The sequence below is a fragment of the Streptomyces sp. NPDC007905 genome, assembly GCF_042959345.1.
Classification (GTDB): Bacteria; Actinomycetota; Actinomycetes; order Streptomycetales; family Streptomycetaceae; genus Streptomyces.
In genome coordinates, this window is the sequence record NZ_JBIBKS010000003.1 from 453,147 (window position 1) to 478,535 (window position 25,389).

The 25,389-nt window shown below is 71.7% G+C and carries 20 protein-coding genes; 6 read left to right on the forward strand and 14 right to left on the reverse strand.

Annotated features, from left to right (window positions below; all coding sequences use genetic code 11):
- Positions 1–102: 102 nt before the first annotated feature.
- Positions 103–654, reverse strand: coding sequence for a transcriptional regulator NrdR (nrdR, locus tag ACFZDC_RS08415; RefSeq protein ID WP_391321438.1), 552 nt, complete (start codon positions 652–654; stop codon positions 103–105).
- Between the two features lie 572 nt (positions 655–1,226).
- Between nrdR and lexA the strand changes: the two genes are divergently transcribed.
- Positions 1,227–2,006: a transcriptional repressor LexA gene (gene lexA / locus ACFZDC_RS08420; RefSeq protein WP_333772146.1), complete on the forward strand. Its 780-nt coding sequence runs from the start codon at positions 1,227–1,229 to the stop codon at positions 2,004–2,006.
- A 146-nt stretch (positions 2,007–2,152) separates the two neighbouring features.
- On the opposite strand, the gene ACFZDC_RS08425 is transcribed toward lexA, so the two are convergent.
- From ACFZDC_RS08425 to ACFZDC_RS08440, 4 genes are all read right to left on the reverse strand, one after another.
- Positions 2,153–4,129 (reverse strand): helicase C-terminal domain-containing protein, encoded by a 1,977-nt coding sequence (locus ACFZDC_RS08425; RefSeq protein ID WP_391321441.1) that lies wholly within the window; start codon positions 4,127–4,129, stop codon positions 2,153–2,155.
- A gap of 249 nt (positions 4,130–4,378) precedes the next feature.
- Positions 4,379–5,167, reverse strand: coding sequence for a GNAT family N-acetyltransferase (locus ACFZDC_RS08430; RefSeq protein ID WP_391321443.1), 789 nt, complete (start codon positions 5,165–5,167; stop codon positions 4,379–4,381).
- Positions 5,168–5,243: 76 nt separating this feature from the next.
- On the reverse strand, positions 5,244–7,187 hold the full coding sequence (locus ACFZDC_RS08435; protein WP_391321445.1) for an IucA/IucC family protein: 1,944 nt from the start codon (positions 7,185–7,187) through the stop codon (positions 5,244–5,246).
- A 167-nt stretch (positions 7,188–7,354) separates the two neighbouring features.
- Positions 7,355–8,824: a diaminobutyrate--2-oxoglutarate transaminase family protein gene (locus ACFZDC_RS08440; RefSeq protein WP_391321447.1), complete on the reverse strand. Its 1,470-nt coding sequence runs from the start codon at positions 8,822–8,824 to the stop codon at positions 7,355–7,357.
- Between the two features lie 290 nt (positions 8,825–9,114).
- Here ACFZDC_RS08440 and ACFZDC_RS08445 point away from each other — a divergent pair, with 290 nt between their 5' ends.
- Positions 9,115–10,347: a trypsin-like serine peptidase gene (locus ACFZDC_RS08445; RefSeq protein ID WP_391321449.1), complete on the forward strand. Its 1,233-nt coding sequence runs from the start codon at positions 9,115–9,117 to the stop codon at positions 10,345–10,347.
- 309 nt (positions 10,348–10,656) lie between these two features.
- On the opposite strand, the gene hflX is transcribed toward ACFZDC_RS08445, so the two are convergent.
- The 6 genes from hflX to miaA form a co-directional block, all read right to left on the reverse strand.
- Positions 10,657–12,147, reverse strand: coding sequence for a GTPase HflX (hflX, locus tag ACFZDC_RS08450; RefSeq protein WP_391321451.1), 1,491 nt, complete (start codon positions 12,145–12,147; stop codon positions 10,657–10,659).
- Positions 12,148–12,296: 149 nt separating this feature from the next.
- On the reverse strand, positions 12,297–13,799 hold the full coding sequence (locus ACFZDC_RS08455) for a M1 family aminopeptidase (protein ID WP_391321453.1): 1,503 nt from the start codon (positions 13,797–13,799) through the stop codon (positions 12,297–12,299).
- A 142-nt stretch (positions 13,800–13,941) separates the two neighbouring features.
- Entirely contained in the window at positions 13,942–16,116 is a 2,175-nt protein-coding gene (locus ACFZDC_RS08460) for an HD domain-containing protein (RefSeq protein ID WP_391321456.1), read from the reverse strand.
- A 284-nt stretch (positions 16,117–16,400) separates the two neighbouring features.
- Positions 16,401–17,270 (reverse strand): diaminopimelate epimerase, encoded by an 870-nt coding sequence (gene dapF, locus ACFZDC_RS08465; protein WP_391321458.1) that lies wholly within the window; start codon positions 17,268–17,270, stop codon positions 16,401–16,403.
- A gap of 116 nt (positions 17,271–17,386) precedes the next feature.
- A complete protein-coding gene (locus tag ACFZDC_RS08470) occupies positions 17,387–17,908 on the reverse strand; it encodes a hypothetical protein (protein WP_391321573.1) in 522 nt (173 codons plus the stop codon).
- 108 nt (positions 17,909–18,016) lie between these two features.
- Positions 18,017–18,955, reverse strand: coding sequence for a tRNA (adenosine(37)-N6)-dimethylallyltransferase MiaA (gene miaA, locus ACFZDC_RS08475; RefSeq protein WP_391321460.1), 939 nt, complete (start codon positions 18,953–18,955; stop codon positions 18,017–18,019).
- 181 nt (positions 18,956–19,136) lie between these two features.
- On the opposite strand from miaA, the gene ACFZDC_RS08480 reads away from it, so the two are divergent.
- Together ACFZDC_RS08480 and ACFZDC_RS08485 are read left to right on the forward strand one after the other, a co-directional pair.
- A complete protein-coding gene (locus tag ACFZDC_RS08480) occupies positions 19,137–19,409 on the forward strand; it encodes a hypothetical protein (RefSeq protein ID WP_391321462.1) in 273 nt (90 codons plus the stop codon).
- A 25-nt stretch (positions 19,410–19,434) separates the two neighbouring features.
- Positions 19,435–19,707, forward strand: coding sequence for an Rv0909 family putative TA system antitoxin (locus ACFZDC_RS08485; protein WP_391321464.1), 273 nt, complete (start codon positions 19,435–19,437; stop codon positions 19,705–19,707).
- Between the two features lie 85 nt (positions 19,708–19,792).
- Here ACFZDC_RS08485 and ACFZDC_RS08490 read toward each other — a convergent pair whose 3' ends face one another.
- On the reverse strand, positions 19,793–20,506 hold the full coding sequence (locus ACFZDC_RS08490; protein ID WP_391321467.1) for a class III extradiol dioxygenase subunit B-like domain-containing protein: 714 nt from the start codon (positions 20,504–20,506) through the stop codon (positions 19,793–19,795).
- Between the two features lie 144 nt (positions 20,507–20,650).
- Complete coding sequence (gene miaB / locus ACFZDC_RS08495; protein ID WP_391321468.1) at positions 20,651–22,177, reverse strand: tRNA (N6-isopentenyl adenosine(37)-C2)-methylthiotransferase MiaB; 1,527 nt, start codon at positions 22,175–22,177, stop codon at positions 20,651–20,653.
- Positions 22,178–22,405: 228 nt separating this feature from the next.
- On the opposite strand from miaB, the gene ACFZDC_RS08500 reads away from it, so the two are divergent.
- Positions 22,406–23,068 carry a protein-L-isoaspartate(D-aspartate) O-methyltransferase gene (locus ACFZDC_RS08500; RefSeq protein WP_391321470.1) on the forward strand — a complete coding sequence of 221 codons (663 nt, stop codon included), beginning with the start codon at positions 22,406–22,408 and terminating at the stop codon, positions 23,066–23,068.
- A gap of 85 nt (positions 23,069–23,153) precedes the next feature.
- Here ACFZDC_RS08500 and ACFZDC_RS08505 read toward each other — a convergent pair whose 3' ends face one another.
- Positions 23,154–23,903, reverse strand: coding sequence for a protein phosphatase 2C domain-containing protein (locus tag ACFZDC_RS08505; RefSeq protein ID WP_391321472.1), 750 nt, complete (start codon positions 23,901–23,903; stop codon positions 23,154–23,156).
- 394 nt (positions 23,904–24,297) lie between these two features.
- Here ACFZDC_RS08505 and ACFZDC_RS08510 point away from each other — a divergent pair, with 394 nt between their 5' ends.
- A complete protein-coding gene (locus tag ACFZDC_RS08510) occupies positions 24,298–25,254 on the forward strand; it encodes a MerR family transcriptional regulator (RefSeq protein ID WP_391321474.1) in 957 nt (318 codons plus the stop codon).
- Positions 25,255–25,389: the final 135 nt, after the last annotated feature.

Below are 25,389 nucleotides of genomic sequence, written 5' to 3' on the forward strand. Positions count from 1 at the left end.
CTGTCTTGTGTCGCGGGCACCCTCACGCTGCCGCCCGCAACAGGTCTTGGTCGCCGCCTCCCGGCCGGAACCCGGGTCTCCGTCCGGTTTCCGGGCCGCCGGTCAGTCGGCGGCGTGGACGGGCATGGGGACCTGAGTGGTCCCTCCGCACCCGTGATCGTCTTCCTGGCTCCCCGCTGCCGCGTCTTCGTCGTCCGTGGCGGGGTCCCGCGTCGCTTCCCTCAGCTCCGCGATGGCGGCCTCGAAGTCCTCGAGCGAGTCGAACGCCCGGTATACGGAGGCGAATCGCAGAAAGGCGACGAGGTCGAGCTCCTGCAAGGGGCCGAGTATGGCCAGACCCACGTCGTGGGTGGTCAGCTCGGCGCTTCCGGTGGCCCGCACCGCCTCCTCGACCCGCTGGCCGAGCTGGGCGAGGGCGTCCTCGGTGACAGGCCGCCCCTGGCATGCCTTGCGCACGCCGTTGATGACCTTGGTACGGCTGAAAGGCTCAGTGACTCCGGACCGCTTGACCACCATCAGCGAGCACGTCTCCACGGTCGTGAAACGACGGGAGCAGTCGGGGCACTGGCGGCGCCTGCGGATCGACGTGCCGTCGTCGGTCGTACGACTGTCGACCACACGGCTGTCGGGGTGCCTGCAGAAGGGGCAGTGCATGATCTCCAACCCTCCTCACAGCAGACTCAATAGCCTCGCTGGGCCACATGGGCCCCTCGAAGCAGCCCTAAGCATAGGCGATCGCCGAGGCCCGGAAGACCCGGGGGGCACCGTCAAACACAACTTGTGGGCCGCTGTAGCCATCCAACCACTAGATGTGGGGATTGGCTCATACACCGAGGCAGACTCGCGTGTCGCCGTGGCCGGACAGGCCCCGCTCACCTGGGAATACCCGGTGGAACACGCGGGCGCACAGCCGTACCGCCGGGGCACGTGCGGAGATAGCGTGGGCGCCGCACGGAGGACGCGTAGAACTCCGGCACGGAAGGGACCCGCATCCCGGTTGACGGGGTTCCGGATGGCAGACTGGGGAACAACCCACGAGGTGATCCACCCCGGCGGTGAAGAGTACAACAATGGGCGCTTTTGTCCGCCAGAGGTCGCGTTAGCCATACACCCGGACACACGATCACGTCAGGTGAATCGCACTTTTTCACTCGAACGTGTGTTTGGCGCAACCTTTCGAAAGCAACTACCGTTGTGCAGCAGGGAGACCATCGAGAGGGGCCGACGTGACCACCACCGCAGACAGTGCCACCATCACTGCCCAGGACCGCTCCCAGGGCCGAGTCGAGCCGGTACATGCGATGAACGAAGCCACGAATCCCGAGGGGCACAAGCGCTCCCTGCCGGGCCGACCTCCAGGCATCCGGGCGGACAGCTCCGGACTCACCGACCGGCAGCGCCGGGTGATCGAGGTCATCAGGGACTCCGTGCAGCGGCGCGGCTACCCGCCGTCGATGCGTGAGATCGGCCAGGCCGTCGGCCTCTCCAGCACGTCCTCGGTCGCGCACCAGCTCATGGCGCTGGAGCGCAAGGGCTTCCTGCGCCGTGACCCGCACCGCCCGCGCGCGTACGAGGTGCGCGGTTCCGACCAGGCCGTGACGGTGCAGCCCACGGACACCGCGGGCAAGCCTGCCGCGTCGTACGTCCCGCTGGTCGGCCGTATCGCCGCCGGTGGCCCGATCCTCGCGGAGGAGTCGGTCGAGGACGTGTTCCCGCTGCCCCGGCAGCTCGTCGGTGACGGCGAACTCTTCGTTCTGAAGGTCGTCGGTGACTCCATGATCGAGGCCGCGATCTGCGACGGCGACTGGGTCACCGTCCGCCGTCAGCCGGTCGCCGAGAACGGCGACATCGTGGCGGCCATGCTCGACGGCGAGGCCACCGTCAAGCGCTTCAAGCGCGAGGACGGCCACGTCTGGCTCCTCCCGCACAACTCGGCCTACGAGCCGATCCCCGGCGACGACGCGACCATCCTGGGCAAGGTCGTCGCAGTGCTGCGGCGCGTGTGACGGCTGCGGCGGGCGGGCCGGACGGCCCTCCCCCCTGACCGGGCCCCGGAACCCCTGCGCCGGTTCCGGGGCCCTGTGCTTTTCGGCTCGGCCCGCGGCCGCCGCCCTCCCACCTGGATCGTTGGATCGCCCCGGTGGGAGGGGCCTTACCGGGCTTCCGCCTCCTTCGCCGTCGCGTCGATGGCCGCGAGCGACCTGCGCACCTGGTGGCGGTCCGTGGTGTACCAGAAGTCGGGCAGCGAAGCCTTGAGATACCCGCCGTAGCGCGCGGTCGCGAGCCGCTGGTCCAGTACGGCGACCACACCGCGGTCCCCGGAGGCCCGTACCAGACGGCCGGCGCCCTGGGCCATGAGCAGGGCCGCATGGGTCGCGGCCACCGCCATGAAGCCGTTGCCTCCGGCCTCCTCCACCGCCTTCTGGCGTGCGCTCATCAGCGGGTCGTCGGGGCGCGGGAACGGAATCTTGTCCATGACGACCAGCTGGCAGCTGGCACCCGGGACGTCGACACCCTGCCACAGCGACAGCGTGCCGAAAAGGCAGGTCCTGGGGTCCGCCGCGAAGTTCTTGATGAGCTCACCGAGGGTCTCCTCGCCCTGGAGCAGGATCGGGAACTCGGGGATCCGGGAGCGCAGCTCCTCGGCGGCGAGCTGGGCGGCCCGCATGGAGGAGAACAGTCCCAGCGTGCGCCCGCCGGCGGCCTGGATCAGCTCGGTGAGCTCGTCGAGCATGTCGGAGCGCTCGCCGTCCCGAGCGGGGCGCGCGAGGTGCTTGGCGACGTACAGGATGCCCTGCTTGCGGTAGTCGAAGGGCGAGCCGACGTCGATGCCCTTCCACTGCGGCAGGTCCTCACCCTCCGCGCCCTCCGGACCCAGTCCCAGGGAGGCGCCGACGCCGTTGAAGTCGCCGCCCAGCTTGAGCGTGGCCGAGGTGAGCACGACGCTGCGGTCCGCGAAGAGCTTCTCCCTGAGCAGTCCGGAGACCGACATGGGGGCGACACACAGGGAGGCGCCGAAGCGGTCGTGGCGCTCGTACCAGACGACGTCCCACTCCGAGCCGTTCAGGACCCGCTCGGTCACGTCGTGCACCGTCTCCACCGAGGCCAGTGCCTGCTTGCGCACCGCGTCCTCGTCCTGAACGGACTTGTCCCGGGTCGAGCCGATCGCGGTGATGACCGTACGGGCGGCGTCCCGCAGCGCCATCAGGGCGTAGCCGAGGTCCTCCGGGATCTCCTCGAGGCGGCCCGGCAGCGCCAGCTCCATCACCCGCTCGAAGCCCTCGGCGGCGGTCTGGAGCTGGTCTGCGGCCTTCTCGTTGACGAGCTTGGCGGCCCGGCGCACGGCGCGGTTGACCTGTCCGGGCGTGAGTTCGCCGGTGGCGACACCGGTGACACGGGAGACGAGTTCGTGCGCCTCGTCCACGATCAGCACCTCGTGCTGCGGCAGTACGGGGGCGCCCTCGATCGCGTCGATGGCGAGGAGTGCGTGGTTCGTGACGACGACGTCGGCGAGCTTGGCGCGCTCGCGGGCCATCTCCGCGAAGCACTCGGCGCCATAGGCACACTTCGACGCGCCCAGGCACTCCCGCGAGGACACCGAGACCTGCGCCCAGGCGCGGTCGGAGACTCCCGGTGTGAGGCCGTCGCGGTCACCGGTCTCGGTCTCGTCGGCCCAGTCCCGCAGGCGCAGCAGATCCTGGCCCAGCTTGCTGGTGGGCGCGGCGGCCTCGAACTGGTCGAAGAGTCCGTCCTCCTCGTCCTGCGGCATGCCCTCGTGCAGGCGGTGCAGGCACAGGTAGTTCGACCTGCCCTTGAGCATGGCGAACTCCGGGCGGCGGCGCAGCTGCGGGTGCAGGGCCTCGACGGTGCGCGGCAGGTCGCGTTCCACGAGCTGGCGTTGCAGCGCGAGTGTGGCCGTGGCGACGACCACACGCTCCCCGTGCGCGAGCGCGGGCACGAGGTAGCCCAGCGACTTTCCGGTTCCGGTGCCGGCCTGGACCAGCAGGTGGGCTCCGTCGTCGATCGCCTCGGCGACCGCTTCGGCCATGGTCACCTGGCCGGGGCGCTCCGTACCGCCGACGGCTGCGACAGCGGCATGCAGGAGTTCGGGGAGAGAGGGCTTCGTCATAGCCCGACCACCCTACGGCCCGGCACTGACAAACGGGCGATCAAGGCGGGGACGAGGGGTGGGATCACTGCCGGGACTCCTGGGACGGGACGGGGACGACCGGCCGGTGCGGATGAGCCGGACCAGGTCCGGGGCGGCCTCTTCAATCTTCGCGAGCGGACCGGGGAACCGGATCGAGCTTCGCGAGCGGACCGGGGAACCGGATCGAGCCGTCGAACGTACAACATGTGAACGCTCCGTGACGGTGCGCTACATCAGACCGCGCAGGACTCGGTCCCGGATCATGAGGGCGGCCCGCTTGGCGGACAGGTCGACCTCTGCCGCGAACCGAAAGCCGGCGCTCAGGAATGCGGCCACGGAGGGGGTGTTGTGAAGACCGGGTTCCGCGACGACACGAGCGCAGGCGGGCCGACGGTCCAGGACCAGATCGGCCACGATTCTGAGCAGGGCGGATCCGAGTCCCCGCCCTCGGTCGGCCGCATCACCGATGAGGAGGTGGATCCCGGTGTCGTGCGGACGCGCCGGATAGTGGAGGGCCAGTGGATCCAGGTCCGCCCGGTAGATCTCCCAGTAGCTCATGGGGGTGCCGTCCAGCACGCCCAGGCACGGCACGCTGCGTCCGTCGCCGTCGAGTTGAGCGCGCAGGTGGCTCTCCGTCTCGCCGGCGGGTCCGGCCAGCTCCCAGAACGGGGCCACTGCGGGGTCGTTCATCCAGCGATGGACGAGCGGCAGGTCGTGCTCGACGCGTACCGGCACCAGCTCGAAGCTGCCCACGGGGGTGTGGGCCGGTCCCCAGGTGGCGATGTGGTCGAGCAGGTCGTCCCCGATGTCGGCCGGGTACCCCTTGCCTCGGCCGGGCCCCGCGGCGGCGAAGAGCGCGACGAATTCGTCGGGCAGACGCAGGTCCAGCGTGTCCTCGCCGTCCCCGAAGGATGCGGTGTCCCCGGTGTCTGCCGTGCCCTCGGTGTCTCTGGGGCGGGAGCAGCCCGGGTGGAGGGGGACGGAGCCGGGGCCGGCGCTCGCGTCGGTGGGAGGCACGGTGCGCTCCTCTCAGGAGACAAAGGGGGTCATGATCCCCGTGACGAAGGAAGACGGAGGAAGACAGGCGGTGTGTTCAGGAGTGAAGGGGGTTGGCGATGGTGACGTAGACGGACTGGGTGTCGACCGGGCCGACGAGTTCGTCGAGGCCGTGCAGCCGGGTCAGCAGATTGGCCTTGCAGCGCAGGACGGGTGAGTCGAGCAGGAGTCCGGGCAGCGAGGTGCGCAGTGGGGCGGGGCCCGAGGCGACGTCGGTGAGGAAGCGGCGGAACGCCGCGAGGAGCAGTCGCTCGTCGGCGAGACGCTGGGAGCCGAACGCGCCGATCAGGCCGAGCACGTTGTTGATGGCGAGGTAGTAGGCGAAGCGTTCGTCGGTCACCTCGTCGGAGACGAACGTGTCGCTGTGCTCGCCGATGCCGGGCAGTCGCGCGTCGAGTTCGGGCCGCCGGGACTCGCGGAAGTAGTAGCCCTGGTTGTCGCGGTAGCGGCCGCCGAGGGGCCAGCCGTCGCGGTCGAGCAGGAGCAGGGTGTTCTGCTGGTGGGCCTCGAGGGCGATTCCGGCCTCGCCGTCCAGCCACAGCACGGGACGGACGACCTGCTCGAGGTAGCGCAGGAACCACTCCGCGGCGACGGCTCCGACGGACCGGCCGGTGTGTGCGGCAAGCTGCGCGACGAGCTGCGCCAGGCGGGACCGGTGGGGCCGCGCGCCCTGGGTCGGTGAGGCGTGGGTGCCGGGTTCGGCGAGGGGCCGGGGCGAGACGAGACCGGCGACGCAGCTGACGTCGTCGGCCGGGGCGAACGGGTTGTGCCTGATCACGACGTCGAGACCGGGCACGGGCCGGCCGTCCGGGTCGTCGACGGCGAGCCAGGCCGGGTCACGGACGATGTCGAAGCCGGGGTGTACGGCCTGCCACTGCTTGAACAGGCCGCTGCGCAGCAGCCGGTGCACCTCGACTCCGCGATGGAGTTCCTTGCGCAGGTTCTCGCGTCGGGAGTTGGTGATGCGCAGGCCCAGCGACAGCTTGAGCATCGCGGGGACGCCGGGCCGGTGAACGGTGCGTACGGAGGAGGTCGGATGCCAGGGCGAGCCGAGGGGGCCCAGGTCGCGGAGCGCTCCGGAGTCGAGCAGGGCCGTGATCGCCTCGCGGTGCCGGACCTCGCGCGCCTGCCAGGGGTGCAGGGGGAGGGCGGCGTATCCGTCGGGCAGGGGCAGGACGGTTCCGGCGAGTCGCCAGGTGAGCTGGTCAGCGGGGACGGGGCGGCCGCGCTCGGTCCAGGCCGAGTCGGTCGCGAGCAGGGAGGGGGCGACAGCCATCCAGTGCAGGGGGAAGGAGCCGCGCAACTCGGGTGAGTACATCCGGGCCTCGGCCTCGGTCAGGCCTTCCCGGCTCTTCGGGGTCGGGTGCAGGGGGTGGCCGAGGAGGAGGGCCTGCTCGGCGCCGAGGAAGAGGTCGGGGCCGTCGGCCGGGTGTGCGCGCCGGTCGCGGATGAAGGCCGCCGTGCGGCGCACGGAGTCGGCCACCCTGGCGACGAGGTCGGCGCCGCCGTGGGCGGGCTTCGGGGCGCTGCCGGTGCTGTCCGCGCCGCCGGGCGTCTCTCTGGCCAGCAGGGCCGCGAGGGTGACCGCGTCGACGGGCGGGGCCGCTTCGGGTGCGCCGGCGAGCATGGGGGGTCCGAAGCGGTGCCACCCGGTCGGGGACCAGTGGTGGACCGGTGTGATCAGTGCCGTGCCGCTGCTGGGCAGCTGGATGCGGAGGGTGCTGGTGGTGGGGGCCGCGAGGTTCGTCTCCCGTACCCAGCAACGGAGGAGGTTCTCCACGGCGGCCGCCTGGGCGGCGGTGTGGGGGTCGGCATCGTCCAGCGGGTCGGCGCCGGAAACTTCGGGCAGCGTGGTGTCCGGGGTCCGTCTCTTCTGCTGGGGAACCGACTCGGCGAGCGGCACGGGAGAGGGCTGGGTGCCGGAGTCTCCCTGTTCGTCGGGGCCTCCGGAACGGCCGTCGGGTGTGGGGGTGGCGTTCAAGACGGCTCCTCGGGGCTGGGCTGGGGTCTTGCGGGGTTGTTCGCGTGGGGTCTCGTCCGCTCGGTCCTATGTCCTCGTCGAGGGGGCGGCTCGACCGTCCCGGTGGACACGGTGCGCGTCGGGGTGTGCGCTCCGGCTTCGGCGGCGGAGCAGCCTGTGTGCGGCTGCTAGCCGGTGCGTCGGGCAGGGCCGTCCGGATGTCGCCGGCCGCGGCTGCGGTCCTGCTGAGCGCACGCCGCCGCTGCCACCGCGTCGGAGAGGCGGTGCAGTACGGCTGCCGCCTGCTCGTCGCTGATGGTCAGCGGAGGAAGGAGCCGCACGACGCCGGCGTGGCGACCGCCGAGTTCCACGATGAGGCCGCGATCGAGGCACTCCCGTTGGACGGCCGCGGCCAGTTCGGGGTCGGCGGGGCGAGGGGGGCGAGCGGCTTCCGGTCCGTTCGTCGCGACGCCGGACCCGCCGGCGGGGCCTTCGCCCGGCCCGGTCCCCTCGCCCTCCGGGTCCACCAGTTCGACCCCGATCATCAGACCGCGTCCCCGGACGTCACCCACGCAGGGGAACGCCGCCTGCAGTTGCCGCAGTTGGGACAGCATCCGGGAGCCGAGGGCGGCGGCTCGCTCGGCGAGGCCGTTCTCGCGGACGTGGGCCAGGGTGGCCGTGCCGGCGGCCATGGCGAGCTGGTTGCCGCGGAAGGTGCCCGCGTGGGCGCCGGGCTGCCAGACGTCGAGGTCGTCGCGGTAGACGATCACGGCCAGCGGGAGGCTGCCGCCGATGGCCTTGGACAGGACCATGACGTCGGGCGTGACGCCGCTGTGCCCGACGCCCCAGAAGGCGCCGGTCCGGCCGACGCCGGTCTGGATCTCGTCGGCGATCAGCGGGATGGACCGGTCGGCCGTGATCTGCCGCATGCGGCGCAGCCAGTCGTCCGGCGCCGGGATCACTCCTCCCTCGCCCTGGACGGGTTCGACGATCATCCCGGCGGGCGTCGGTACGCCGGACTTGGGGTCGTCGAGGAGGGACTCGGTCCAGCGGGCGGCGAGTTCGGCGCCGAGCGGGCCGCCCACGCCGAAGGGACAGCGGTAGTCCTGCGGATACGGCAGGCGGGCAACCCGTACGTCACCGGCGCCGCCGGAGGCGGCCAGGGCGGCGGCCGTCATGCCGTGGTAGGCGCCGGTGAAGGCGAGCATGCCGGTACGCCCGGTCGCAGCCCGGACCAGTTTGAAGGCGGCCTCGACCGCGTCGGTGCCGGCCGGTCCGCAGAACTGGACGCGGGCGCGGTCGGCGAGCCCCGGCGGCAGGGTGCGGAACAGCTCGGTGACGAAGGCGTCCTTGACGGGGGTCGCCAGGTCGAGGACGGAGAGCGGGGCGCCGGAGTCGAGGACGCGGCGGATGGCCTCCAGCACGACCGGGTGGTTGTGACCGAGGGCGAGGGTGCCGGCGCCGGAGAGGCAGTCCAGATAGCGGCGGCCGTCGGCGCCCTCGATGGTGAGCCCCCGTGCCCGCACGGGCACGATGGGCAGGGCCCGTGCGTAGGTGCGCGCCGCGGATTCGCGCGCCGACTGGCGCCGCAGGATCCCCTCGTGCACCACACGCGCTCCCCCGTACGCACCTCCAGCCACCGACTCGGTCAAGGCCACGGCTCGCTGTCCTCCCCGCTGTCCAGAGGCGAGTTGATCCACGGGGACCGGGCACAGGCAGCAGGCCCCCCACCCCTACCAACCGTGGACCGGCCTGCGGGTTACGGGTTGCCTCAAGATCCTTGCCGTGACGGAACTGTTGCCCTTCCGTCGGAAGTCCCCCACAGCGAGCGCATAGTGTGTGGTCCCGTTCCCAAAGGGCCGTGAGGCCGGCGCGAACTCCCCATGGGTTCGCGGCCGGTGCCGGGGCCCGAGCGCCGAGTTCCTTTCCAGCAGGGGGAGTCAAGACCATGCGATCCATACGGCCGTCGTTCACCGTTCGCCGAGGGAGGGGCGCATCCCGCAGAACCTCCCCCGCGTTGGCGACGGTCGCCCTCGTTTCGGCGCTGGCGCTGACCGCCACCGCCTGCAACGGCGGCGGTGACGACAACGCCGACGGCAAGCCGACCGCCACCGCGACGGCGACCGGCACCGGTGACGGAAAGATCAAAATCCCGGACGACATCAGGAACAGGCTCAAAGAGCACGGGATCGACATCGACAAGTGGAAGAACGGCGCCTGGAAGAACTGGGACAGGGACGACTGGCTGCGCGAGGCCAACGACTTCGTCAACCCGATCATCAAGGGTCTGTGGGACCCGAACCGGATGCGGGACGCCAACGACCCGGACAAGGGTGTCGACGACAACGACATCTCCGGTGACCAGGGGGTGACGGACCCGACGCCGGCGCCGGTGAAGGCGCAGGCGGTCAGGCCCCCTTACCACACCAACGCGGCCCCGTTCGGCAAGGTGTTCTTCGACTCCCCCGAGGGCACGATGGTCTGCTCGGCGACGGTCGTGGAGGATCCGGCGCACCCGGGCAAGTCCAACCTCATCTGGACGGCGGGCCACTGCGTGCACGCCGGCAAGAGCGGCGGCTGGTACCGCAACATCGCCTTCGTGCCCTCGTACAACAACGCGGGTGAGTCGGCCGCCCAGCTGCAGGACGCGACCAGGGACGAGGTCGCGCCGTACGGCGTCTGGTGGGCCGATGCGGCGAAGACCTCCCAGCAGTGGATCGACCAAGGTGGTGAGACCGGCGGCAACGGGGCGTCGTACGACTTCGCGGTCATCCATGTGACGCCGGAGCAGGGCAACGCCGGCAAGTCGCTCGAGGAGACGGTCGGTGGCGCACTTGCGGTGAACTTCAACGCCCCGGCCGTGCCGAAGGTGCGCAGCATCACGGCGTCCGGCTACCCGGCGGCGGCTCCCTACGACGGTCAGCTGCTGTACCAGTGCCAGGACAAGCCGGGCCGGCTGTCGATCCAGAAGACGGACCCGACGATGTACCGGATCGGCTGCACGATGACCGGCGGCTCCTCCGGCGGCGGCTGGGTGGAGACGGGCTCGGACGGCAAGCCGGCGCTGGTGTCCAACACATCCATCGGCCCGGTGTCCTCGGGCTGGCTGGCGGGTCCCCGTCTGGGTGATGTGGCCAAGGGCGTGTACCAGTCGGTGAGCAAGAAGTTCGCCGGACAGTAACGGCCGGCACGGCCCGGGCACGGGCGACGGCGAGACCTCTCACGGGAAGCTTCACCCGCCTCGCCGCCGTCCGCGGCTCATCCGGCGGCGGCTGGTTCCGCATGGTGAACGGCGGGAGCGGGCCGGTGTCGGACACCTCCGTCGGTCCGGCCGCCAACACCTGGCTCGCCCGGCCCCCGGCTCGGCGAGGAGGCCGAGGCGCTCTGCCGGAACATGAGCAGGACGTACGGCGGGCCGGGACCCGGCCGGCTGAGGCATGACGAAGGCCCGCCACCCGGAAGGGGTGGCGGGCCTTGCCGTCCTGAGTGGTCAGGCCGCGGAAGCCGGCGTGTACGGCGCCAGGTCCGCCGCCAGCTCCTCGTGCACCCGGACCTTGAGGAGGGTGCCCTCCGCGGTGTGCTCCTCGGAGATCACCTCGCCCTCGGTGTGGGCGCGGGCGACGAGCTTGCCGTGCGTGTACGGCACGAGCGCCTCGATCTCGACCGAGGGCCGGGGCAGGTCGTTGTCGATCAGCGCGAGCAGCTCCTCGAGGCCCTGGCCGGTACGGGCCGACACCGCGATGGAGCGCTTCTCGACCCGCAGCAGCCGCTGGAGGACCAGCGGGTCCGCCGCGTCCGCCTTGTTGACCACGACGATCTCGGGCACGTCGGTGGCGCCGACGTCCCGGATCACCTCGCGCACGGCGGCGAGCTGCTCCTCCGGGTTCGGGTGCGAACCGTCCACCACGTGCAGGATCAGGTCGGAGTTTCCGACCTCCTCCATGGTGGAGCGGAACGCCTCGACCAGGTGGTGCGGCAGGTGCCGGACGAAGCCGACGGTGTCGGTGAGGGTGTACAGCCGGCCGCTCGGCGTCTCCGCGCGGCGGACGGTCGGGTCCAGGGTCGCGAACAGGGCGTTCTCGACCAGGACACCGGCGCCGGTGAGGCGGTTGAGCAGGGAGGACTTGCCGGCGTTGGTGTAGCCCGCGATGGCGACGGACGGCACCTTGTTGCGTCGGCGTTCCTGGCGTTTGATCTCGCGGCCGGTCTTCATGTCCGCGATCTCCCGGCGCATCTTCGCCATCTTCTCGCGGATCCGTCGCCGGTCCGTCTCGATCTTGGTCTCACCGGGGCCTCGGGTGGCAAGACCACCGCGACCGCCACCCATCTGGCGGGACAGCGACTGACCCCAGCCTCGCAGCCTCGGCAGCATGTACTGCATCTGCGCGAGCGCGACCTGCGCCTTGCCCTCCCGGGACTTGGCGTGCTGGGCGAAGATGTCGAGGATCAGGGCCGTACGGTCGATGACCTTGACCTTGACCACGTCCTCGAGCTGGATCAGCTGACCCGGGCTGAGCTCACCGTCGCAGATGACGGTGTCCGCGCCCGTCTCGAGCACGACGTCACGCAGCTCGGCGGCCTTGCCGGAGCCGATGTAGGTGGCCGCGTCGGGCTTGTCGCGGCGCTGGATCACGCCGTCGAGCACGAGTGCGCCCGCGGTCTCCGCGAGAGCGGCCAGCTCCGCGAGGGAATTCTCCGCGTCCTGCGCGGTCCCCGTGGTCCACACTCCGACGAGCACGACCCGCTCCAGGCGGAGCTGCCGGTACTCGACCTCGGTGACGTCCTCCAGCTCGGTGGAGAGCCCCGCCACACGGCGCAGTGCCGCGCGCTCGGAGCGGTCGAACTGGTCACCGTCCCGCCCGCCGTCGATCTCGGAGCTCCAGGCGACGTCCTCTTCCATCAGGGCATCGGCCCGAAGAGCTTCGGGATAGGTGTGCGCGAGGCGCTTGGTGTCCTGGGAAGGGGAAGAAGAGGAGGTCATTGGATCCTTACGTCGATGGGAATGCCGATTCGGCGGTGACGGAATCGGCGCTCGTTCTGTACAACGCACGGGTACCCCGGGAGATTCCCGTGTCCCGTGCCGCGCCGACCTCAAGATGGTCGCACGGCACGGCCCGTCTCGTCACCGCCTTATTCCGGAGCCTGGCCCTTGGCGACCCTGGTCGGTTTCATGGCCTTCCAGTCGGGGTGGCCGGGCATCGGCGGGGTCTTCTCGCCGTACAGCCAGTCCTTGAAGAAGCCGTTCAGGTCGCGGCCGCCGACGGTCGAGGCGAGGCGGACGAAGTCGGCGGTGGTGGCGGTGGAGTCCCGGTACTCCCTGACCCACATCTTCTCCAGGCGCTCGAAGGCCTGCCGGCCGATCTCCTGGCGCAAGGCGTAGAGCACCAGTGCCGCGCCGTCGTAGATGTTGGGACGGAAGATGCCGATCTTCTGGCCCGGTTGGGGCGGCTTCGGAAGGGCGGGCGGGCCGCCTTCGGCACGCCAGCGGTCGGAGGCGCCGTAGGCGGCCTTCATGCGGTCCTCCATCGGCCGGTGCGCCTTCTCCTCCGTGTAGAGGGCCTCGTACCAGGTGGCGTGTCCCTCGTTCAGCCAGACGTCGGACCAGGTGCGGGGGCTGACACTGTCGCCGAACCACTGGTGGGACAGCTCGTGCACCATGATCGAATCGAGGTACCACGCGGGATAGGCGGGCTCGGTGAACAGGTCCTTCTCGAAGAGGGAGAGGGTCTGCGTCTCCAGTTCGAACCCGGTCGACGCCTGGGCCATGAGCACGCCGTACGTTTCGAACGGGAACGGACCGACCTTGCTCTCCATCCAGGCGATCTGGTCGGGCGTCTTCGCCAGCCAGGGTTCGAGGGCCTTGCGGTCGGCGCTGGGCACGACGTCCCGGACCGGCAGTCCGTGCGGTCCCTGGCGGTGCAGGACGGCGGAGCGGCCGATGGACACCTGGGCGAGTTCGGTGGCCATGGGGTGCTGGGTGCGATAGGTCCAGGTGGTCGAGCCGCGGACCCGGTCCGCTCCCACGGGCACCCCGTTGGCGACGGCCGTGTAGCCGTTCGGGGCGGTGATCCGGATGGTGAACCTCGCCTTGTCGGACGGGTGGTCGTTGCACGGGAAGACCAGGTGGGCGGCGTCGGCCTGGTTGGCCATGGCGAGGCCGTCGGAGGTGCGCACCCAGCCGCCGTCCTGGTCCTTGGCGGCGACGGGGTCGCTGGTGTGCTTCACGGTGATCCGCATCCAGCTCCCCTTGCGCAGGCGGCTGTCCGGCGTGACGACCAGGTCCTCGCCCGCGCTGGTGAAGCCGGCGGGCCGGCCGTCCACCTCGACGGACTCGACCTTGCCGTGCGCGAAGTCGAGGTTGACGCGCTCCAGGTCGGTGGTGGTCCAGGCGTCGATGGTGGTGACGGCCTGCAACGGCTTGTCGTTGGCGCCGGAGTACGTGAAGGAGAGGTCGTACGCCGCCACGTCGTATCCCGGGTTGCCGAGGTACGGGTAGAGACGGTCGCCGACGCCCAGCGGGTCGGCGGGCGCGGCGGCGGCGAGGAGGCAGACGGAGACGGCGGAGGCGAGCAGAGCCGCCTTCCGGCGGCCAAGGGGCCGGTGGTGCGGGCGCGGGCGGAGGGTGAGCGGCATGCATCACCGCTACCAGCGCGCGCGTGCGCCAAGGCGGCGACGCGCGCCCGGCCCACCCGAACGGGTTGGCCCGGGGACGCCGTCTTCAGGAAGCGCGGCTCCTCTTCGGGAATGGCCGCGCTTCAGGATGCTCGGCCCCGCTTCAGGAGGTCGGCGCCTGGTGCTGGGCTCTGCTCACGTCGTACACCCCGGGCACGTCGCGCATCGCCCGCATGAGGGCCGGGAGGTGCGTCGCGTCGGGGAGCTGGAGGGTGTACGTGTGGCGGACCCGCTGCTGGCTGGGCGGTTCCACGGTCGCGGAGACGATCTCGGCGCCCTCCAGGGCGATCGCCTCCGTGAGGTCGGCGAGCAGATGCGGGCGGCCGAACGATTCAGCGACCAGCGTGACCCGGCACTCGGTGGTGTCCCCCCAGCGCACACCGATCTCCGCGCGCCCCCGGCTCTTCATGTGCGCCACCGCGGCACACTGCGCACGGTGCACGGTGATCACTCCCCCGCGCACGGCGAAGCCCGTGATCTCGTCGGGCGGTACGGGCGTACAGCACCCGGCGAGGCGTACGGCGGCCCCGGGCCGGTCCACCTGGACGTCGGCGCCGCGGGGACGGGCGATGGGGGCGCCCTCGGGCCCGGCGGACCGGACGGCCGCGCCACTCGCCCCGGCCGCGCCGCTCTCCGCGCCCGCGGTGCTCCGGGGTGTCCCGTCGGCCCCGGTCTCCCCGCCCCCGCCCGGGTGCGTCGCCAGCCACCGCTGGATGGCGATGCGGGCGGCCGGGGTGTGGGCGTGCTCCAGCCACTCGCGGGAGGGCTCGGAGGCAGGGTCCTGGCCCATGAGGAGCTGGACCGTGTCGCCGTCCCGCAACACCGTGCTGAGGGTCGCCAGGCGGCCGTTGACGCGGGCGCCGATGCAGGCGTGGGCGTCCTCGCCGTACTGCGCGTAGGCGGCGTCCACACAGCTGGCGCCCTCGGGCAGGCCCAGGGTGCCGCCGTCGGGCCGGAAGACGGTGATCTCGCGGTCCTGCGCGAGGTCCTCGCGCAGGGTGGACCAGAAGGTGTCGGGATCGGGCGCGGCCTGCTGCCAGTCGAGGAGGCGGGAGAGCCAGCCGGGACGGGTGGGGTCGGCGCGCTCGCCGTCGGCGGGGTCGTCGGACCCCGGGGCGTACGGGTTGCCGAGGGCGATGACTCCGGCCTCGGCGACCTTGTGCATCTGGTGGGTGCGGATGAGGACCTCGGCGACCTGGCCGTCCGCGCGGGCCACGGCGGTGTGCAGGGACTGGTAGAGGTTGAACTTGGGTACGGCGATGAAGTCCTTGAACTCCGAGACGACCGGCGTCATACAGGTGTGCAGTTCGCCGAGGACGCCGTAGCAGTCCGCGTCCTCGCCCACGAGCACGAGCAGGCGGCCGAAGTCGGCGCCGCGCAGCTCCCCCCGCTTGCGTGACACGCGGTGGACGGAGACGAAGTGGCGGGGCCGGATGAGGACTTCGGCCTGGATGTCGGCCTCGCGCAGCACCCCGCGGACCTCCTCGGCGATCTCCGCGAGGGGGTCGTCGGCGCGGGCGGCGTTCCGGGCGATCAGTTCCCGGGTGTGTTTGTACTCCTCCGGGTGGAGGATGGCGAAGACGAGGTCCTCCAGTTCGGTCTTGAGGGCCTGCACGCCGAGGCGTTCGGCGAGCGGGATGAGGACGTCCCGGGTGACCTTGGCGATCCGCGCCTGTTTCTCGGGGCGCATCACCCCGAGGGTGCGCATGTTGTGCAGGCGGTCGGCGAGTTTGATCGACATCACGCGCACGTCGCTGCCCGTGGCGACGAGCATCTTGCGGAAGGTCTCGGGCTCGGCGGCCGCCCCGTAGTCGACCTTCTCCAGCTTGGTGACGCCGTCGACCAGATAACGCACTTCCTCACCGAACTGTTCCCGCACCTGGTCCAGCGTCACGTCGGTGTCCTCGACGGTGTCGTGGAGCAGAGAGGCCGTCAAGGTGGTGGTCTCCGCGCCGAGTTCCGCGAGGATCAGGGTCACGGCCAGCGGGTGCGTGATGTACGGCTCGCCGCTCTTGCGCATCTGGCCGCGGTGCGAGGACTCGGCCAGGACGTAGGCGCGGTGCAGGGGTTCGAGGTCGGCGTCGGGGTGGTGGGCGCGGTGCGCCTCGACGACATGGCTGATGGCGTCGGGCAGCTTGCCGCGGGCCGCGGGGCCGAGCAGCGCGGCCCGGCCGAGGCGGCGCAGGTCGATCCGGGCCCGGGACTTCTTGCGGACCGCTGCGGGCGCTGTGGGCGCTACCGGGCCAGGGGTCGCAGGGTTCGTGGCCTCCGCACTCATGGGCACCTCCGGCTCGTGGACCGGCGGACGGGGCCCCAGGGCATACGCGGCTCAGGGTTTGGCGACGTTCCCCCGTCCGTGCCGGTGCTTGATGCTACCGAGCCCACCACGTGCGACTGACCGCCTCTCGCCGAGCGTGAAACGGATCACCCATTCGAGCGACGCAGAGGAGGTTTAGGGTTTGCGCCACCTGCCCTGTACTCGCCCGCGGTTTCGAACGACCCCGGCCTCCGGAAATCACCGGCACGGGCGCCCGGAGCCGTCCCGCCCCATGTTTCGCCAGGTCAGCGGAGCACGTTTTCCAGCCACTCGGCGTGGATCTCGCCCTCGGCGACGATCACGGCGGGGCCGGTCATCTCGATCTCGCCGTCGGGCCGCTCGGTGATGACCAGGCGCCCGCCGGGCAGGTCCACGGTGTACGTCGCCGGCGTGCCGGTGACGGCCGGGTCGGCGCCGTCACGCCGGGCGGCGGCCACGGCGACCGCGCACGCGCCCGTGCCGCAGGAGCGGGTCTCGCCGGAGCCGCGCTCGTGCACACGCATCGCGACGTGGCGGGGGCCGCGGTCGACCACGAACTCCACGTTGACCCCGTCGGGGTAGGCGGCGGCCGGGCTCAACGGCGGCGGGGTGAACAGGTTGCCGGCGTGCGCGAGGTCCTCGACGAAGGCGACGGCGTGCGGGTTGCCCATGTTCACGTTCCGCGCGGGCCAGCTGCGCTCGCCGACGCTCACCGTGACGTCCCCTTCGGGGAGCCGGGCGCTGCCCATGCCGACGGTGATGTCCCCGTCCTTGGCGATGTGGACCGTCTTCACGCCCGCGCGCGTGGCGATCGCGAGGTCACCTTCGCCCACATGCCCGGCGTGCTGGAGGTAGCGCGCGAACACACGCACTCCGTTGCCGCACATCTCCGCGATCGAGCCGTCGCCGTTGCGGTAGTCCATGAACCACTCCGCCTCGGTGGCCATCTCCCGGGCCTCCGGATGCGCGGCGGACCGCACGACGTGCAGCACCCCGTCGCCACCGATGCCGGCGCGGCGGTCGCACAGGACTGCGACGGCGGCCGGGGTCAGGTCGAGGGTGTTCTCGGGGTCCGGGACGATCACGAAGTCGTTCTCGGTGCCGTGACCCTTGAGGAAGGCGATCCGCGTGCTCATTCCTCGATCGTACGGGGTCGCCACGACAGCGCCGTGGGGGCGGGAGCAGGGCCCAGCGCAGCCGGGTCGACGGAAGCAGGGCCCAGCGCAGCCGGGCCGGCGGGAGCAGGGCCTAGCTAGCGCAGCCGCGCCACCCGCCACACGGCGAGCACGACCACGAGGGCCACCAGCAGCACGTAGGCGAGTACGACCCGCCAGTCGGGTCGGCGTCCGGAGCCGCGCGGGGGCAGGCCCGGCCAGGTGTAGCCCACACGGCGGGCCGCCATCATGCCCCAGCCCGCCGCACAGGAGCAGATCAGCAGGCCCAGCATGGCGATGACCGCGCCGCTGTCGCCGAAGTCGAAGGCGAGCGGGAAGGCGAACATCAGGGAGCCGCCCGCGGCCAGGGCCACGATGGGCGCGAGCTGCCAGATGCGCAGCCGCCGCTGGGGGCGCAGCTCGACCTCGACCTCCGGACCGCCCACGTACATCTCCTCGGGCGCCGGGCCGTCGGCGGTCACACCGCCGGGGGTCTCGTCGGGCCCGTCGTCGGCCAGGTCGGTCAGGTCGGTCAGAGGGTCCTCGCTGTGTACCGGTTCGCCACTCCCGGTGGTGACATGCTCGGCACTTTGTGCGGTGTCGCGAGGGCCGGCTTCCATCGCCACGCGCCCTCCCAACTAGGACTCCACTTGGTCGATCGAAGCTCGATGATGGCACGGAGTCAGAGGCAGCGTTGACCGGCGGCGCATCCCGATGCCATGACGTGATCAGGCTGTGACCGGTCGTTCGATCAACGTCAGAGCCAGCCGCGGAAGTTCCGCGCGGTCCGCAGCGGCCCCACTCAGCCAGTGCACCCGGGGATCGCGCCTGAACCATGAGTCCTGGCGGCGCGCGAAGCGCTTGGTGGCGCGCACGGTCTCGGCCCGCGCTTCCGCTTCGGTGCACTCCCCGGCGAGCGCCGCGAGCACCTGCTGGTAGCCCAGCGCGCGCGATGCCGTGCGGCCCTCGCGCAGTCCCCGCCCCTCCAGGGCCCGCACCTCGTCCACGAGCCCCGCCTCCCACATCAGGTCGACGCGGCGCGCGATGCGCTCGTCGAGCTCGGGGCGGGCGACGTCGACGCCGATCTGGACGGTGTCGTAGACGGAGTCGTGGCCGGGGAGGTTGGCGGTGAAGGGCTGTCCGGTGATCTCGATCACTTCCAGGGCGCGGACGATACGGCGACCGTTGCTGGGCAGGATCGCGCGGGCGGCATCGGGGTCGGCGGCGGCCAGTCGCGCGTGCAGCGCACCGGAGCCGCGCAGCGCCAGCTCCTCCTCCAGGCGGGCCCTGACCTCGGGGTCGGTGCCGGGGAACTCCAGGTTGTCGACGGCTCCGCGGACGTACAGGCCGGAGCCACCGACCAGGATCGGCCAGCGGCCCTCGGCGAGCAGTGCGTCGATCCGGGCGCGGGCCAGTTTCTGGTACTCGGCGACGGAGGCGGTGACCGTCACGTCCCAGAGGTCCAGCAGGTGGTGCGCGATGCCGCCGCGTTCCTCGGGCGTCAGCTTGGCGGTGCCGATGTCCATCCCTCGGTAGAGCTGCATGGAGTCGGCGTTGACGACCTCCCCACCGAGTCGCTGGGCCAGGTAGACGCCGAGATCGGACTTTCCGGCCGCTGTGGGGCCGACGACGGCGATGACGCGGGGGGCGGGGGGTGCGCTGCTCACCGCACCAGTCTCGCAAACCTCACGGCCACGCCTCGAACGAGTTACGTGACGGCACGCGTCCCGGGTCGTTGCACCGACGTGCCGCCCAGTCGATCTTTCCCGAGGCCGTGACCCGGGTGGCGCAAACGGACGCACCGTGTGACGCGGGATTTCGCCCGCACGAGTAATGTATGGAGTGGATATGGGCGTTTTTGCACGGATCCTCGGCAGGTCGAAGACGACACCGAAGGCGTCGGCCGCCGAGGCACAGGTCGGCACCGAGCCGGGAGAGACCCCGACGGAGGAAACGGCTCAGGCAGCGGAGGCGAAGGGGTCGGCCGAGGAAGGGCGCGAGGCCGTGGCGGCGGAGCCCGAGGCCGCCGAGGCCGGAGCGCCCGAGGGCGCCGAGATCCCCAAGCAGCAGTCCGCTGACGAGGCAGCCGACAGCGAGGCCGGTGAGGGCGCCCGCACGTGACTGTCCCCGTGAGGGAAGGTGGACCATGCGTCTTTTGGACAACGTGAAGGCCAAGCTCGCGCCGGCCAAGGACAAGATGTCGGACTTCGCGCGCCGGCACGAGGACAAGGTCCAGCACGGCATCGAGAAGGCCGCGAAGGCCGTGGACGAGCGCACCAAGCACAAGTACAGCGACAAAATCCACGCGGGCACGGGCAAGGCGAAGCACGCGATGGACCGCCTTGCGCACATGGAGGCTCCGCACACCGGCGACGCCACTCCGCCCGCTCGGCCCGAGGGCCCGCCGCCGACCTCCTGAACGGCACGCGGATCGCCGGACGGCCGTGGAGCACTGCGCCTCCCGGCCGTCCGCCGTTTCACGTCCGGCGCGGAACCGAGGCCGGCTACGACCAGGTGGCGACCAGGTATCCCACGCCGTAAGGCGCGTCGTCGTACAGGAGTGAGCCGCTCAGGCCCGCGTTCTCGGCCGCGCCGGCGAGGACCTGCCAGGGCGCGCGCCCGGAGGCTTTCAACTCCTGCGCCAGTTCGACGTCCAGCGCCTTCACGGCGGCCACGTCCGCCGCCCCCAGCGCACGCGCGACCTCGGCGTCGAAGGGCGCCGCCCGCTCGTCGAGGTAGCCCGGTGCCTTGAGCGTGCGGCAGGCGCTGGCGTCTCCCATCACCAGCAGCGCCACCCGTCCGGCCCGGGCGCCGATCTCCCTGCCGGCCTCGATGCACCGCTCGGGCTCGAGGGGTTCTCCGACGCCGAGTCCCTCGATCGGGGCATCCACCCAGCCGGTGCGCTCCAGCAGCCAGGCGCCGACGGCCAGCGACGGCGGCAGCTCGCGCTCGGAGGCGGTGTCGGGGGCGGGGCCTAGCCGTACGTCCACCTCGACGCCGAAACCGCGGAAGGTCCCCGGGGTGCCCTGCGGATGCCATCCCCGCCCGCTGCGCTCGGCGGGCCCGACGACCACGAGGACGTCGGGGCGGGCGGCGGCGAGCACGCCGAGCGCGTCGGTGCACGCCGCGCGCGCGGCGTGCATCTCGGGTGCGGCGCCCGCGGCGACCTCGGGCACGAGCAGCGGCGGGCAGGGGCAGACGGCGGCGGCGACAAGCATGATCGGCAGGGTAACGCCGCACGAGGACGGCGCGTCACCCGACGCCCACCAGCACCGAGCACCGAGCACCGAGCACCGAGCACCGAGCACCGAGCACCGAGCACCGAGGGAGTTTGGTCCGAGCCGCAGCCCCCGGTGGTCGTCTCAGTCGCAGCCGCAGCCGCTCGTCGCGGCGGGGAGCGGCGCCGGGATGCCGATCTTCGGCAGGCCGAGCATCACACCCGCCGGCTTGGCGGCCTCGGCGGCGTTGCGCTTCTCCCACGCATCGCCCGCGCGCGTGCGACGCACGTCGAGGACGGGGCCTTCGGCGAGGAGGTGGTGCGGGGCGGCGTACGTCACCTCGACGGTGACGACGTCACCGGGGCGGACCTCCTGCTCCGGCTTGGTGAAGTGGACCAGGCGGTTGTCGGCGGCGCGGCCGGAGAGGCGGTGGGTGGCGCCGTCCTTGCGGCCCTCGCCCTCGGCGACCATCAGCTCCAGGGTGCGGCCGACCTGCTTCTTGTTCTCCTCCCAGGAGATCTCCTCCTGGAGGGCGACGAGCCGCTCGTAACGCGCCTGGACGACCGCCTTGGGGATCTGGTTCTCCATGGTCGCGGCCGGGGTGCCGGGCCGCTTGGAGTACTGGAAGGTGAACGCCTGCGCGAACCGCGCCTCGCGCACCACGTGCAGCGTCTGCTCGAAGTCCTCCTCCGTCTCGCCGGGGAAGCCCACGATGATGTCGGTGGTGATCGCGGCGTGCGGGATGGCCGCCCGTACCTTCTCGATGATCCCGAGGTAACGGTCCTGCCGGTAGGAGCGGCGCATCGCCTTCAGGACGGTGTCCGAACCCGACTGGAGCGGCATGTGCAGCTGCGGCATCACGTTCGGAGTCTCCGCCATGGCGGCGATGACGTCGTCCGTGAAGTCACGGGGGTGCGGGGATGTGAAGCGGACGCGCTCCAGGCCCTCGATGGTCCCGCAGGCGCGCAGCAGCTTGCTGAACGCCTCGCGGTCACCGATGTCCGAGCCGTAGGCGTTGACGTTCTGGCCGAGCAGCGTGATCTCGGAGACGCCCTCGGCGACCAGCGCCTCGACCTCGGCGAGGATGTCGCCGGGGCGGCGGTCCTTCTCCTTGCCGCGCAGGGCCGGGACGATGCAGAAGGTGCAGGTGTTGTTGCAGCCGACGGAGATCGACACCCAGGCCGCGTAGGCGCTCTCGCGCCGTGTCGGCAGCGTCGAGGGGAACGCCTCGAGCGACTCGGCGATCTCGACCTGCGCCTCCTCCTGGATGCGGGCGCGCTCCAGCAGGACGGGCAGCTTGCCGATGTTGTGCGTGCCGAAGACGACGTCCACCCAGGGCGCCTTCTTCACGATGGTGTCCCGGTCCTTCTGCGCCAGGCACCCGCCGACGGCGATCTGCATCCCGGGCCGGCTCGCCTTCTTCGGCGCGAGCCGCCCGAGGTTGCCGTAGAGCCGGTTGTCGGCGTTCTCCCGCACGGCGCACGTGTTGAAGACGACGACGTCCGCGTCCCCGTCCGACCCTTCGGGGGCCCGCACGTAGCCGGCCTCCTCGAGCAGCCCGGACAATCGCTCGGAGTCGTGGACGTTCATCTGGCACCCGTAGGTTCGGATCTCGTACGTCATAGTGCTCTGAACGTCCACTGCGGGGCTCCGGTCGCTGCTGCTGCTCATGTGTCAAGGGTAGGCGGTCCCGGGGTGAGCCCCTGCCGCGAAGTCCAGGGCAGCGGCGAACCCCGGACCCGGCACTTGTCGAGATCGAGATCGGGTCCGCGCTCGCGTTCGGGAGCGCCGTACAGGGCGAGCTGCGGTCGGTCAGGGCGGCCCGGGCAGGCCACGCCCGACTCGGTGCGTGGTGCCCGGCCGCCTAGGCTGGTGGTGGGGTGAGCGACCGTGCGTTCTGTGAGTTCTGTGCCCCAGGCGCCCGAGGATCTCGTGCGGGCCATGAAGGCCGCAGGGATCAGGGACCGGCGTCTGCTCGATGCCGTGCGGACGACGCCCCGCGCGGCATTCGTCCCGGCTGCCCAGTCGGCCGCCGCCTACCGGGACGTGCCCGTGGCGATCGGGCAGGGACAGGTCACCACGCAGCCGTCGTTGTCCGCCCTGATGATCGAGAGCCTCGGTCTGGACGGGAGCGAGCACGTTCTCGAGGTCGGCACCGGTCTGGGCTTCCAGACCGCGCTGCTCGCCCGGCTGGCCGCCGACGTGGTCAGCATCGAGATGCGACCGGACATCGCCCGGCAGGCCCGCGCGCGTCTCGCGCGGCAGGGCGTACGGAACGTGGAGCTGCGGGTCGGCGACGGCAGCGGGGGCGTTCCCGACCGCGCTCCGTACGACGCGGTCCTCGTGTCGGCCGCGTTCCCGGAGGTGCCGGCGCCGCTGGTGGCGCAGGTGCGGCCGGGCGGCCGCCTGGTGCAGCCGATCGGGCCCGGCGGGCGCGAGCAGGTGGTGTGCTTCGAGCGCACCGCCTCGGGGCTGGAGCGGTCGCGGGTGCTGACCGCGGCCTGCTTCGTGCGGCTGCGGGGACGACACGGCTTCCCGCCGGACGATGTGGGATCCCCCTGAACAAGGACAAGGACAAGGCAACAAGGGTGAGGACGAGGACAACACGGCTTCCCGTTCCTTCCGACGTCTGTCTCGCCCTCCACGTCTACTCGTCCGCGACGCGTACGACCGCCAGCGTGATGTTGTCCGGGCCGCCCGCCGCGATGGCCGCCTTCCACAGTTCGAAGGCCGCCCGGCCGTCGTCGTGCGTCCGCATCACGTCGTCGAGCACGTCCGTCGGCAGCGGGTCGGTCAGGCCGTCGGTGCAGATGAGGTAGCGGTCGCCGGGCGACAGGGACACGGCGGTCACATGGGCGTGGATGGCACGGTAGGCGCGGGTACCGCCTAGACACTGGGTGACGACGGACGTGGTGCGTCGCCCGGGCTCGGGCGGGGGGCTGTCGTCGAGGCTCACCTGGCGCAGGCCGATACGAGGAGCGGCGAAGACCCGGCTGTCGCCCACGTTGAACACCAGCACGGAGCCGGGCTGTACGACGGCGCCGGCCACCGTCGTGCCCATGGCGGCGAGCTCGCTCCCCCGGTCGTCGCCCGCGGCCTGGTACACGGCGCGATTGCAGGCGTTCAGCGCGTCGTGGACGGCGGCCTCGTCGGCCAGAGCGGGACCGATCGCCGCGATACGCCGGACGACGAGTGCACTGGCCACGTCGCCGCCGGGATGCCCGCCGAGCCCGTCGGCGACGGCCACGACGAGCGGCGCCCCGAGCGGGAAGACCAGGGTCTGCGGATTCTCGGTCACCGTGGCGCACAGGGTCCACGGTCCGATGACGAGGCTGTCCTCGTTCCGCTCACGGAGCAGCCCGGGATGGCTCAGCGCGCTCACCGCCACGTACCGCATCGAACGCCACCGCCTTCCCGCATCGGGCACACCTCCGGAGGCCGGCCGGTCGACGATCGCGCGGGCCGGTCGACGCTCGCGCAGGCCGGCCGACGCTCGAGGACAACGGCCGACGTCACGCGGGCCAGTCGACAGCCGCGGCGGCCGGTCGACTGCGGTCCACGCGTAACGGCACTTCGGCGACGGCCCCTTGCGGATCCGCTGCCGGGTCGAAGGTCGTCGCCCGGACGACGATGGCTCCCCGCGCGTGCTCGGCACGTTCCTCGACGTCACGTCATCGGCGCGCGACGGACAACGCCACCCTCATCCAGTTGTACACCTGCTCACCGGCGCGGAGCACGCGCTTGACCTTGCCCCTGGGGGCGGGGTTTAGCGTGCCGGTGAGGTGAACGACATGAAGATCAGTGAGCTCGCGCGCCAGGCCGGCGTGACGACCAAGGCAGTGCGGTACTACGAGTCGCTGGGGTTGATCACTCCCGAGCGTCTCGCCAACGGCTACCGCGACTACACCGGGGACGACGTACGACTCGTGCGGGAGATCAGGACCCTCCAGCAGCTGGGGATCCCCGTCGAGCGCACCCGGCCCTTCCTCGAGTGCCTGGCGACCGGACGTGCACACGCCGACGACTGCCCGGCCTCGCTGGCGAGCTACCGGGAGGCCATCGACCAGCTCACCGAGCGCATCGAAGCACTGACCGCCCGCCGCGCGACACTGATCGCCCACCTCAACGCCGCCGCCCACCGGGGCAGCGGCGTCGCACCGCCCGGGGAGGGCAGGTCACGGGGCGAGGACTACCTGACGCTGCCCGCGGACCTGCCGGCCCCCGAGGCCGACGGCGCCGCGGACCACCTGCCCGGCACGAAGGCACCGGGGATCGCCCTGTTCGACACGGCGGGCAGGGCCGTCCGGCTGGACGCGCTCGGACCCCGTCGCACCGTGATCTACGTCTACCCCCTCACCGGACGCCCCGGCACCGATCTGCCGGAGGGCTGGAGCTCCATCCCCGGGGCCCGCGGCTGCACCGCCGAGGCGTGCGGCTTCCGTGACCACTTCCAGGAGCTGCTGGAAGCCGGCGCCGGCCGGGTGTTCGGGTTGTCCAGCCAGGACACCGACTACCAGAGCGAGGTCGTGGAGCGGCTCGGGCTGCCGTTCGACATGCTCTCCGACCCGGTCCTCGGCCTGGCCGACGCGCTGGGACTGCCCACGTTCGAGGCCGGGGGGATGCGGCTGTTCAAGCGGCTCACGCTGATCGTCCGTGACGGCGTGATCGAGCACGTCTTCCATCCGGTCTTCCCACCGAACGAGCACGCCGGGCAGGTCCTGGACTGGCTGCGCGCCAACCCCCTGTAGGAGACAGACCCCACGCTCGTGCCGGGAACCCGAGCGCCTCGGCCAGGTCGACGCGGCGCATTCGACCGCCGGGCGCCTACCCGAGGCGCAACAGAATCGGGGAGTCGGCCAGGCTCACCCCGTGCAGCCCGCACA